This is a genomic window from Acidovorax sp. FG48 (genome assembly GCF_057809085.1).
The window spans coordinates 260,491-271,977 of the sequence record NZ_JBMDJH010000007.1; the positions used below are offsets into that span (position 1 = coordinate 260,491).

Here is an 11,487-nt window from a genome sequence, read left to right on the forward strand (position 1 = left end):
GAACAGGCGAGTCAGAAATTACACCAGAGCCACCTTAAGCTCCGTTTAACAGAGCGCCCAGGGTGCGCACCCAGCGTTGATGCAACGCAGCCCCATGCCAGAATCCGCGCATGCCCCCCGCCTGGCGCCGCCTTCTGCCCCGACACGCCCTGCACCTGCCCAGCCTGCTGCTGTGGGTGGTGGTGGCCTGCATCGGTTGCGGCTGGCTGGTGGTGGACCGCCTGCAGCAACTGCACGCAGCGTTCGAGACCGACGCACGCATCGTGCATCGGCTGCTGAGCCAGCGCGTGGTGCAGCACGACGCCATCATGGCCACGCTGGCGCTGCTGCAGCCAGACGCTGCGGCGGACAGCCTGCACAACGCGGCATCACCCCTGCCCCGCCTCCCGTCGGTGTACCCGCAAATCCTGGCCGTGCTGCAGCGCTCGACCCACAGCGACTGGCCGCCCGCGCTGCAGGCCGAGCTGGCAGCGGCTGAGGCCACCTCACGGCGCACCGGCCACGCCGCGATGGCGGGGCTGAACCTGCCCGCAGGCCGTTACTACCTGGTGCTGGCAGGCACGCCCGCCAGCTACGCGCTGCACATCGACGTGCGCACCACCATCCCCACCGATGAGTGGCCCATGGACCCGGCCACGAGCCCGGTGCGGGTGACGCTGGAGCACGGCGGCACAGCCTTTGTGGTGCAGCCCGGCCAGGTCGCTCCGAACAGCGGCATTCGCACCTACGACTTTCACAAACTGCTGGCCGCACCCAGCCAGCCGCTGGACGTGGTGGCCCGCCGCAGCGTGGGCCTGCACGAACTGCCCTGGTGGCGCATGCTGGGCTGGTGCCTGCTGACCGCAGCGCTGTGGGCCGCAGGCCGCGCACTGTGGCGCCAGCGCGTGGCGCGCCAGCGGGCCGAAGAGCTGCTGCGCCTGGGCCAGGTGGCGCGGCTGAACACGCTGGGCGAGCTGGCTGCGGGCATGGCGCACGAGCTGAACCAGCCGCTCACGGCACTGCTCTCCAGCACGCAGGCCGCCCAGCGCCTGCTGGCCGATGACCCGCCTGACCTCGACACCGCACAGACCGCCATGGCCCGCGCCGTGGAGCAGGCGCGCCGCGCATCCACCGTGGTGGGCCGCCTGCGCCGCCTGGTGGAGCGGCCCGACCTGGCGGGCCAGGCCCAGCCCCTGGCACTGCCCACCGCCGTACAAGACGTTCTGCACCTGCTGGAGCCCGAGCTGGCGCAGCGCGGCGTGGTGCCCGAGGTGTCTGCCGCCGCAGACCTGCCCCCGGTGCTGGCCGAACCCGTGGCCCTGCAGCAGATCATCCACAACCTGCTGATGAATGCGCTGCAGGCGCTAGAGCAGGTGCCGCCCGCAGAGCGCCAGCTGCGCCTGAGCATGGCGCGCGCGGAAAGTGGGCGGGTGACCCTGTCGGTGCGCGACCACGGCCCCGGCATCCCGCCCGAAGCACGCCAGCACCTGTTCGAGCCCTTCTACACCACACGCAACGGCGGCCTGGGCCTGGGTCTCACGCTGTGCGAGAGCCTGGCGCAGGCCATGGGCGCGCAGCTGAGCCTGGCGCCCGAAGCCACGCACCCATCCGCCGCCCACCGGGGGGCAGAGTTTGTGCTGACCCTCAACGTCGCACCACCCACCGATGACCGATAGCGCCCCCTCCCTCTCGCCCCTGATCCACCTGGTGGACGACGATGCTGCCGTGCGCGAGGGCCTTGCCCTGCTCATCGGCACCGTGGGCCTGCGCGTGCAGACCTGGGCCGACCCGCAGTCCTTCATGGCCGGGTTTGACCGCGCCAGCATCGGCGCCATCGTGCTGGATGTGCGCATGCCGGGCATCAGCGGCCTCACGGTGCTGGAGCAACTGCTGGCGCAGGGCGTGGACCAGCCCGTGATCCTGCTCACCGGCCACGGCACGGTGGAGATGTGCCGCCGCGCCTTCAAGACTGGCGCGGCCGAGTTTCTGGAAAAACCGGTGGACGACGAAGTGCTGATCGAAGCCCTGCAAAACGCCGTGCGCCAGCATGTGCGCTCGCGCGAACGCCACCAGGCCGACCAGCAGGCGCGCGAGCGTTTTGCGCAGCTCTCGGCCCGCGAGCGCGAGGTGCTGGGACTGATCGTGGAGGGTCTGACCAACAAGGAAATCGGCCGGGCGCTCGAACTCTCGCCCCGCACGGTGGAAACACACCGCGCCAACCTGTTTGCCAAGCTGGGGGCCGAGTCGCTGGCGCAGCTGATCCGGCGCTACGCGGCGCTGGTGGACGCGGCCGCGTGAGCTGCCCTTTGGCGGGCTTTCCGTAGTTCTACGGAGGCCCGCGCGTAGCCGCCCGAATGGCCGAAAACGGCGGCCATTTCTACAGTTCTCCCACGGCGCCACAACGGGTGGCACCGACCCAGAAACACCGGAGAACACCATGCAAAACCGCCTCGCCACCGTCGCCGCCCTCACCCTGTCCCTGATCGCCACCGCCGCCAGCGCCGAAGGCGTGCGCACCGAAAAGAACATGTCGCTGGACCTGGCCACGCAGATCGCCGCGCAAACCGTGGCCACCTGCACCGCCAACGGCTACGCCGTCACGGCCACCGTGGTGGACCGCGCAGGCACCGTGCGCGCGGTGCAGCGCGCCGACAACGCCGGCCCCCACACGCTGGAAGCCAGCCGCCTCAAGGCCTACACCTCGGCATCGGCCAAGAACACCACGCTGGCCATGATGGAAGGCGCGCAGAAGAACCCCGCTGCGGCCAACCTGGTGAACATCCCCGGCTACCTGCTGCTGGGCGGCGGCGTGCCGGTGAAGGTGGGCAACGAGGTGATCGGCGCTGTGGGCGTGGGCGGTGCACCCGGCGGCCACCTGGACGAGCAGTGCGCGGTGGCGGGCATCGCCAAGGTGCAGGACTTGCTGAAGTAAGCCAGCCCCACCACAGGCAACTGAGCATTCAACGGAGGCCCCCATGAAGCCGTGGAATCTTGTTTTCGCCCTGGCCGCCGCACTGGCCTGTGCCACCCCGGCCCAGGCCCAGGTGCCACCCACGGCGGCAGAAACAGCGGCCTACCAGGGCCTGCATGCCGCTGCGGCGCGGGGCGATGTGCCCAGGCTCACCCAGCTGATCGCAGCGCGGGCCGACGTGAATGCCCGCGATGGCTACGGCCGCACGCCGCTGCATGTGGCCACCTTTGCCCGGCAGGCCGATGCCATCCGCGCCCTGGCCCAGGCTGGAGCCGACCTGAATGCGCTGGAGAACGACCGCTACGACGCCGTGACCATCGCCGCCGTGGCCGACGACGAGGCCACGCTGCGCGTACTGCTGCAGCTGGGCGCCAGCGCCAAGCAGGTGACCAGCCGCTACGACGGCACGGCCCTGATCGCTGCTGCCCACCTGGGGCATGACGGCGTGGTGCGTCAGTTGATCGCCGCCGGGGCGCCGCTGGACCATGTGAACAACCTGCACTGGACGGCGCTCATCGAGTCCATCGTGCTGGGCAACGGCGGTCTGCGCCACCAGGCCACGCTGCAGGCACTGCTCAAGGCCGGCGCCAGCCAGGCCCTGACCGACCGCCAAGGAACCACGCCCCTGCAGCTGGCGCGCCAGCGGGGCTATGGCGAGATGGTGCAGATGCTGGAAGCGGCCGCAGCCCGGCGCTGAATCTGCCAAACGCAGAGACCCCAACGCTATTAATTCAATAGCTACCAGCGCATGATGCACTAGCGCATCCGGCACTTTTCATTCAAATTCCTGGTTTCCAGTCACCAGACGGGCCTTTACGCTCTTGCCCTTGACGCGCCCACTGTTGAGCCGCTGCACGGCCTGGGCGCCAATCGCGCGGTCCACGGCCACATAGGTCGAGAAGTCGTTCACGTTGATCTTGCCCACCTGCTCGCGGGTGTAGCCCATATCGCCAGTCAGCGCGCCCAGCACATCGCCCGCGCGGATCTTCTCCTTGCGGCCGCCGATGATCTGGAGGGTGACCATGGGCGGCACCAGCGGGCCACTGCCCGTGGGCGTCAGGTCCGCCAGCGGGAACCAGCGCGACTCGCGGCCCTGCAGCTGCTCGATCTTGCCCACGCTGCCCATCTCGTCCAGACTGGCTAGATTCAGCGCCAGGCCCTCGGCGTCGCCCCGGCCGGTGCGGCCGATGCGGTGGATGTGCACCTCGGGGTCGGGCGTCACGTCCACGTTGATCACGGCGGCCAGGTTGGCAATGTCCAGCCCGCGCGCGGCCACGTCGGTGGCCACCAGCACCGAGCAGCTCTTGTTGGCAAACTGCACCAGCACCTGGTCGCGCTCGCGCTGCTCCAGCTCGCCAAACAGCGCCAGCGCGCTGAAGCCCTGGGCCTGCAACACGGCCACGAGGTCGCGGCATTGCTGCTTGGTGTTGCAGAACGCAATCGACGAATCGGGCCGGAAATGGTTGAGCAGCTGAGACACCACATGCAGGCGCTCGCTGTTCTTCACCTCGTACCAGCGCTGCTCGATCTTGCCTTCGGCATGCTGGGCCTGCACCGTGATCTGCTCGGGCGACTTCATGAACTGGGCGCTGAGCTTGGCGATGCCATCCGGGTAAGTGGCCGAGAACAGCAGGGTCTGGCGCTCTTTGGGGCACTGGCGCGCCACGGTCACGATGTCGTCGAAGAAGCCCATGTCCAGCATGCGGTCGGCTTCGTCGAGTACCAGGGTGTTGAGCGCTTCCAGCGTGAGGTGCTGGCGCTCCAGGTGGTCCATCACGCGGCCGGGCGTGCCCACCACGATGTGCGCGCCATGCTCCAGGCTCAGCATCTGGCCACGCAGCGGCACGCCGCCGCACAGGGTCACAACCTTGATGTTTTCTTCGGCGCGCGCCAGGCGGCGGATCTCGGTGGTCACCTGGTCGGCCAGCTCGCGCGTGGGGCACAGCACCAGGGCCTGCACGGCAAAGCGGCGGGGGTTGAGGTTGGCCAGCAGGGCCAGGGCGAACGCGGCGGTCTTGCCGCTGCCGGTGCTGGCCTGGGCGATGATGTCCTTGCCCAGCAGGGCGGGCGGCAGGCTGGCCGCCTGGATGGGGGTCATCGTGGTGTAGCCCAGCTGCTGCAGGTTGGCAAGCATGGCGGGGCTGAGGGCCAGCGCACTGAAATCAGTGCGGGCTTGGTTTTCTTTGGAGGTCATGGGCCGATTATCCGGCCCGCCCTCCAAAGGCCGCTATGCCTGCAGGGCCAGCACCCCCACAAAGGCCAGGGTGTGTGCCAACACGCCCGGCGCCACCGCCAGGGCGTAGCGCCAGCCCCCGCTGGCCAGTGCCACCACACATTTGCTGCCCGCATGCACCAGCAGCGCGGCCATCAGGGCTTGCGCGATGGCGGGCGCGAACGCGCTGTCCGGACCGCCGCGCACCAGCACAGCGGCGGTGGCGGCGTGCACGTCGGCCAGCGCCGCCAGCAACGCGCCAGCCAGCATGCCTGCATCGCCCTGCCAAGCGGTGAGCGCCTGCACGCCGACCTGGATGCCCGTGAGCAGGGCTGCGATCAGCAAGGCATCGCGCAGCTTGAACATGGGGGTATCTGGTGGGACCGCCAAAGCCCCGTCCACCCCGGCATCTGCCACCGCGGCCGTACGGCGCCCCGCGCCCCGCCCACCCCACCAGCCCACAGCCGCCGCCACGCACCCGCCTGCCAGCGCGGGCAGCCACAGCCGCGCCAGCCACTGGGGCTGCACCGTGGCGGCCACCACCAATATCTGTGCCATGGTGGCCACACACGACAGCACCGCAGCCCCTGCGTTGGCGCGCGCCGTGGCCCCGCCCGCGCGCACCTCCATGCCCAGGCTGCCGATCGTGGCAGTGCTCGACACAAAGCCGGACGCCAGTGCCGACAACGCCACCGCATGGCGCGCCTGCATCAGACGCTTGGCCAGGTGCGCCAGCGACTGGATCACCAGCAGCACGATGACCAGGCGCACCACCACCTGGGGGTTCAGCACGCCTTGCCACAGGGGCGTGTTGGGGGCCAGCGGGTACACCAGCAAGGCCAGCGCGGCCAGAATGAGCCCGCTGCGCACCTCGCCGGGCTGCAGCCACTGGTTGGAGAACTGGTGCAGCGCGTCCCGCAGCGCCAGCAGCCCCGTCACCACCACCGCCAGGGCGGCGGCCAGCAACTGGTCGCGCGGGCAGGTCACCCCGATCACATAGGCCAGCAGCAGGGCGATCTCGGTGGTCACACCCGGGTCGCCGGACCGGTCGCGCGCATAGGCCACCACGGCCAGTGCTGCCACCAGGGCAGCCCCCACCGCCACCAGCGCAGGCGCGGCCGTGAGCGCCGCCGCCGCGCCCGCCAGGGAGGCCAGCGTGAACGACCGCACCCCGGCCAGCGCACGGTCGGGCCCAGCGCCCTTGCGGCGCTCGCGCTCGATGCCCATGAGCAAACCACAGCCCGCCGCGCTCGCCAATACGGCCAGCGCGCTGGAAAACCCGCCAAACTCCTGCATGGGACGCCCACACCTTTCCTGTTGATCGTGATTGCGGCAACGCAGCATGGTGACAGAAAGACCGGCCGCAGAGCGCCTCCGGTCAGCGAACATGCGGAATTGCCCCAAGGCTGGAGTCAGGTGGATCGGCTATAACGAATCCCACAAGCGCCAGCCCATGCAAGACAGCCCCCACGCAGCCCCCGCCCCTGGCCCCAGCGACTCCAGCGATGCATTGCTGCGCCTGATTGCCGACTCGGTGCCAGCCCTGATGGCCTACTACGACCTGCCGGGCCTGCGATGCCAATTCGCCAACCAGGGCTACGCCGCCTACAACGGCCACAGCACCGAATCCATCCTGGGCCTCACCGTGCAGGAGGCGATTGGCGACAAGGCCTGGCAGGCCATCCAGCCCCACGTGGATCGTTGCTCGCACGGTGAGCGCGTGAAATACACCCGCGAGCAGACCCTGCCCAATGGCGAGGTGCGGATGATCGAGGTCAATCTGATTCCGCACTTTGATGGCGCGGGGCAGCAGCTGGGCTCCTTCGTGCTGATCACCGACATCACCGAGCGCTGGCGCGCCGAGCGCGAGGTGCGCCAGAGCGAAGAGCGCATGCGCAAGTTCACCGAGGCCACGGACGAAGCCATCGTGTTCCACCGCGACGGCCTCATCACCGACGGCAACGAGGCGCTCACCCGGCTCACGGGCTACAGCCTGCAGGAAGTCACCGGCCTGTCGATCTTCAACTTCATCAGCCCCGAGTGGCGCGCCACGGCGCTGGAGTACACCCGCAGCGGACGGGAGGACCCTTACGAGGTCACCATCTGCCACAGGGATGGGCACGCCATCCCCGTCGAAGTGGTGGGCAAGACCATGCCCCTGCACCACGCCGACTACCGCATCGTGGTGGTGCGCGACATCACCGCACGCAAGCAGGCCCAGGAGCGCGAGGCCTTCATCGCGCTGCACGACACCCTCACGCAGCTGCCCAATCGGCACTTCCTGATGGAGCAGCTGTCGCAGGTGCTGTCGCTGGCCCGCAGGCGCCACGGCCGTGTGGCCGTGCTGTTCATGAACCTGGACCATTTCAAGACCGTGAACGACTCGCTGGGCCACCACGCGGGCGACCAGCTGCTGCGCAACGTGGCCGAGCGCCTGCGCCAGGGCGTGCGCGATGCCGACGTAGTGGCGAGACTGGGTGGCGACGAGTTTGTGGTGGTGCTGACCGATGTGCAGAGCCAGAACGACGTGGCCATGGTGGCCGACAAGCTGCTGGCCTCCATGCACGGCGTGTTCACGGTGGACCAGCTGCCGCTCACCATTTCGCCCTCCATCGGCATCAGCCTGTTCCCGGACCATGGCGGCAGCGCCGATGTGCTGCTGCGCTGCGCCGATGCGGCCATGCACCACGCCAAGGAAAGCGGGCGCGGCAATCGCCAGTTCTATGTCTCCAGCATGGACGCCAGCGCACTGGACGTGCTGCAGCAGGAGCGCCAGCTGCGCGAGGCCATTGCCCACAACGACTTCGAGCTGCACTACCAACCACAAATACGCCTGGCCGACGGCACGCTGCAAGGCCTGGAAGCGCTGGTGCGCTGGCGCCACCCCGAGCGGGGACTGGTCGGGCCGGATGAGTTCATCACCTTCTCTGAATCGCGCGGCCTCATCACGCCCATCGGCCGCTGGGTCATGCGCGAGGCCTGTCGCCAGCTCAAGGCCTGGCAAGACGAGGGCCTGGCCCCGGTGCCCGTGGCCGTCAACCTCTCGGCCCTCGAATTCCGCCAACGGGACGTAGCCGCCGAGATCGCCGCCGTGCTGCTCGAAACCGGCCTCGCCCCGCAGTACCTGGAGATCGAGCTGACGGAGTCCGTGCTCATGCACCAGACCGGCCAGGTGCTGGACACCCTCAACGCGATCAAGGCCCTGGGCGTGGGCATCTCCATCGACGACTTCGGCACGGGGTATTCATCGCTGGCCTACCTCAAGCGCTACCCCATCGACAAGCTCAAGATCGACCGATCCTTTGTGGCCGACACCCCAGAGAACACCGACGACGTGGCCATCGTCACCGCCATCATCCAGATGGGCCGCAGCCTCCAGCTCCAAACCGTGGCCGAAGGGGTGGAAACGCAGGCGCAAATCGACCTGCTGGCGGGACTGGGGTGTGATTTGATCCAGGGGTTTGCGGTGTCAGCCCCTTTGGACGCAGAGGCAACAGAGCGCTGGTTGCGCGGGTAACACATTCCTTGCCTTCCCGGCCTTCTGGCTTGTGGACAATAGGGGAATGCCCATCATCCCCGACTTCATCGCCCCCACCCGCCACACCGACCCGGCCGACGCCCTGGCCCAGGTGCAGCGTATTTACCAACAACAAATCGGCCACCTGCGCGACGCCATGCAGCGTTTTGTGGCGGGCGAGACGCCCGAGGGCCCGGTGCGCGCGTTCTACCCTTTTGTGCGGGTGCACACCACCACCGTGGCGCGGGCCGAGACCAAGCTGGCCTATGGTTTTGTGGAAGGCCCCGGGCGCTATGAGACGACACTGACCCGACCCGACCTGTTTGCCAACTACTACGCCGAGCAGTTCCGCCTGCTGCGCGCGGCGCACAACGTGGAACTGGAAGTGGGCACCAGCACCCACCCGATTCCCATCCATTTCTCGTTTGCGGAGCACGACCACATCGAGGGCACGCTGACCCAGGCCCGCCGCATGCTGATGCGCGACGTGTTCGACTTGCCCGACCTGGCCGCCATGGACGACGGCATCGCCAACGGCACGTGGCAGGCTGCACCCGGCGAGGCGCAGCCGCTGTCGCTGTTCACCGCGCCGCGCGTGGACTACTCGCTGCACCGCCTGCGCCACTACACCGGCACGGCGCCCGAGTGGTTCCAGAACTTTGTGCTGTTCACCAACTACCAGTTCTACATCGACGAATTCGTGCGCCTGGGCCATGCCGAGATGGCCAAGCCTGACAGCGAATACATCGCCTTCATCGAGCCCGGCAACGTGGTCACGCGCCGCGTGGGCCTGAGTGCCGAGGCGGGCGACGAGCTGGGCGCCGCCCCGCCCCGCCTGCCGCAGATGCCCGCCTACCACCTGGTGCGCAAGGACGCGAGCGGCATCACCATGGTCAACATCGGCGTGGGCCCGGCCAACGCCAAGACCATCACCGACCACATCGCCGTGCTGCGCCCCCATGCCTGGATGATGCTGGGCCACTGCGCGGGCCTGCGCAACAGCCAGCAGCTGGGCGACTACGTGCTGGCGCATGCCTACGTGCGCGAGGACCATGTGCTGGACGAAGACTTGCCGCTGTGGGTGCCCATCCCGGCGCTGGCCGAAATCCAGCTGGCGCTGCAGCAGGCGGTGGCCGATGTCACGCAGATCAGCGGCGCAGACCTGAAGCGCGTGATGCGCACCGGCACCGTGGCCAGCACCGACAACCGCAACTGGGAGCTGCTGCCGGACAACACGCCGCAGCGCCGCTTCAGCCAGAGCCGCGCCGTGGCGCTGGACATGGAAAGCGCCACCATCGCCGCCAACGGCTTCCGCTTCCGCGTGCCCTATGGCACCTTGCTGTGTGTAAGCGACAAACCCCTGCATGGCGAGATCAAGCTGCCCGGCATGGCCAACCACTTCTACCGCGAGCGCGTGGACCAGCACCTGCGCATCGGCATGCGCGCCATCGAGATCCTGCGCAACGGCGGCGTGGACCGCCTGCACAGCCGCAAGCTGCGCAGCTTTGCCGAGGTCGCCTTCCAGTAACCGACAGGCCCGGGGCCGCAGCGCATGCCACTGGATTTCCTCACCCTCATGACGGTCATGGCGGCCAACCTGTTCATGATCTCGGCCGCGCTGCCGCTGATCATGGGCCGGGACGTGAGCCGCGCGGCCCGCAACATGCAGGCCAGCATGCTGCTGCAGGCGGTGGCCTGGGCGGCCATCATCGCCTCAGCCACCCTGTGGGACCAAGCCCTCTCCACCCTGTCGATTGCCTGCAACGCAGCCGCTCAGTGGATGCTGTACCGGGCGCTGGAGGAATGGCTGGGCCCCCGCCCCTTGCGCCGCGTGCTGCTGGTGCTGGTGATTGCCGCCCCACTGGGCTACACCCTGGGTTTTGGGCACTACGCCTGGCGCGTAGGCTGGGCCAACTTTTTGATGGCCACCATTTTGTGCATCGTTGCGCGCGCCACCCTGGCGCCCGTGGTGGAGGCCAACCTGCGCTGGCGCAGCCTGCTGATGGGCTGCCTGCTGACATCGGCCGCTTTCACGCTGGCGCGGGGCATGCTGGGCGCCTTCACCGACCAGTACCCGAGCTTTCGCACGCCCCATCCCGTCAACCTGGCAGCTGCTGTAGCCACCAATGTGAGCCTGGTGCTGGGCACCGTCGCCCTGCTGGTGGCGTGGCGGTCGGAGGCAGAACACAAGCTGCGCACGCTGGCGATGACCGATGGCCTCACCGGCGTGCTCAACCGGCGAGGCTTCACCACCCAAGGCAGCAGCCTGCTGGCACACGCCGCACGTCACCAGCTGCCCATGACGGCAATGATGCTGGACCTGGACCACTTCAAGCAGGTCAACGACACCCACGGCCACGAGGCCGGAGACCGTGCCCTGCAGCTGTTTGCCCGTCTGCTGGGCGACACCTGCCGCAGCGGCGACCTGGTAGGGCGCCTGGGGGGCGAGGAGTTTGGCGTGCTGCTGCTGCACAACAGTGCGCCTGCCGGCCTGGCGCTGGACCGGCGGTTGCGCAAGCGCCTGCATGCCGCCAGCGTGGCAGAGCTGGGCTTTGCGCTGGACTACAGCGCCGGGATGGCCGTCCTGCAGCCCGGTGAGGCGGACTTGGCAGAACTGATGGCCCGTGCCGATGGCGCACTCTACGCAGCCAAGACGGCGGGCCGGGGGCGGCTGGTCGCGGCAGAATAAGTCGATCAGTCCTTTTTTGATAGCATCCGGCGCAATATCCACTAGCGCCTGCGGCAGATTCTGGGGCGGTTTCAACAACGAAGTGCGCCAGTCCCCAGTGTAAGTGGGGTCACTTTGTA

The 11,487-nt window shown here is 68.6% G+C and carries 9 protein-coding genes; 7 read left to right on the forward strand and 2 right to left on the reverse strand.

Translation table 11 applies throughout. The features are described 5' to 3' along the window. The first annotated feature begins 110 nt into the window (after window positions 1–110). The 4 genes from ACODSU_RS12920 (at window position 111) to ACODSU_RS12935 (ending at window position 3,647) form a co-directional block, all read left to right on the forward strand. A complete protein-coding gene (locus tag ACODSU_RS12920) occupies window positions 111–1,655 on the forward strand; it encodes a sensor histidine kinase (RefSeq protein ID WP_488842599.1) in 1,545 nt (514 codons plus the stop codon). Beyond that, window positions 1,645–2,277 (forward strand): response regulator transcription factor, encoded by a 633-nt coding sequence (locus ACODSU_RS12925; protein WP_488842600.1) that lies wholly within the window; start codon window positions 1,645–1,647, stop codon window positions 2,275–2,277. The genes ACODSU_RS12920 and ACODSU_RS12925 overlap by 11 nt, the downstream gene beginning before the upstream one ends. Window positions 2,278–2,416: 139 nt before the next feature. Next, window positions 2,417–2,911: a GlcG/HbpS family heme-binding protein gene (locus tag ACODSU_RS12930; RefSeq protein ID WP_056745563.1), complete on the forward strand. Its 495-nt coding sequence runs from the start codon at window positions 2,417–2,419 to the stop codon at window positions 2,909–2,911. A gap of 43 nt (window positions 2,912–2,954) precedes the next feature. Beyond that, window positions 2,955–3,647: an ankyrin repeat domain-containing protein gene (locus ACODSU_RS12935; RefSeq protein ID WP_488842601.1), complete on the forward strand. Its 693-nt coding sequence runs from the start codon at window positions 2,955–2,957 to the stop codon at window positions 3,645–3,647. 78 nt (window positions 3,648–3,725) lie between these two features. Here the strand turns inward: ACODSU_RS12935 and dbpA are convergent, their stop codons facing one another. Both dbpA and ACODSU_RS12945 read right to left on the reverse strand, forming a co-directional pair. Then, the gene (gene dbpA / locus ACODSU_RS12940) at window positions 3,726–5,144 is read right to left on the reverse strand and encodes an ATP-dependent RNA helicase DbpA (RefSeq protein ID WP_488842602.1); all 1,419 of its coding nucleotides are present in this window, start codon (window positions 5,142–5,144) and stop codon (window positions 3,726–3,728) included. A 33-nt stretch (window positions 5,145–5,177) separates the two neighbouring features. Then, complete coding sequence (locus ACODSU_RS12945) at window positions 5,178–6,458, reverse strand: DUF4010 domain-containing protein (protein ID WP_488842603.1); 1,281 nt, start codon at window positions 6,456–6,458, stop codon at window positions 5,178–5,180. A 157-nt stretch (window positions 6,459–6,615) separates the two neighbouring features. On the opposite strand from ACODSU_RS12945, the gene ACODSU_RS12950 reads away from it, so the two are divergent. The 3 genes from ACODSU_RS12950 to ACODSU_RS12960 are packed head-to-tail and all read left to right on the forward strand — an operon-like array spanning window position 6,616 to window position 11,368. Then, on the forward strand, window positions 6,616–8,679 hold the full coding sequence (locus tag ACODSU_RS12950) for a putative bifunctional diguanylate cyclase/phosphodiesterase (protein ID WP_488842604.1): 2,064 nt from the start codon (window positions 6,616–6,618) through the stop codon (window positions 8,677–8,679). Window positions 8,680–8,725: 46 nt separating this feature from the next. Beyond that, on the forward strand, window positions 8,726–10,207 hold the full coding sequence (locus ACODSU_RS12955) for an AMP nucleosidase (RefSeq protein ID WP_488842605.1): 1,482 nt from the start codon (window positions 8,726–8,728) through the stop codon (window positions 10,205–10,207). A gap of 24 nt (window positions 10,208–10,231) precedes the next feature. Beyond that, complete coding sequence (locus ACODSU_RS12960; protein WP_488842606.1) at window positions 10,232–11,368, forward strand: GGDEF domain-containing protein; 1,137 nt, start codon at window positions 10,232–10,234, stop codon at window positions 11,366–11,368. The last annotated feature ends 119 nt before the right edge of the window (window positions 11,369–11,487 follow it).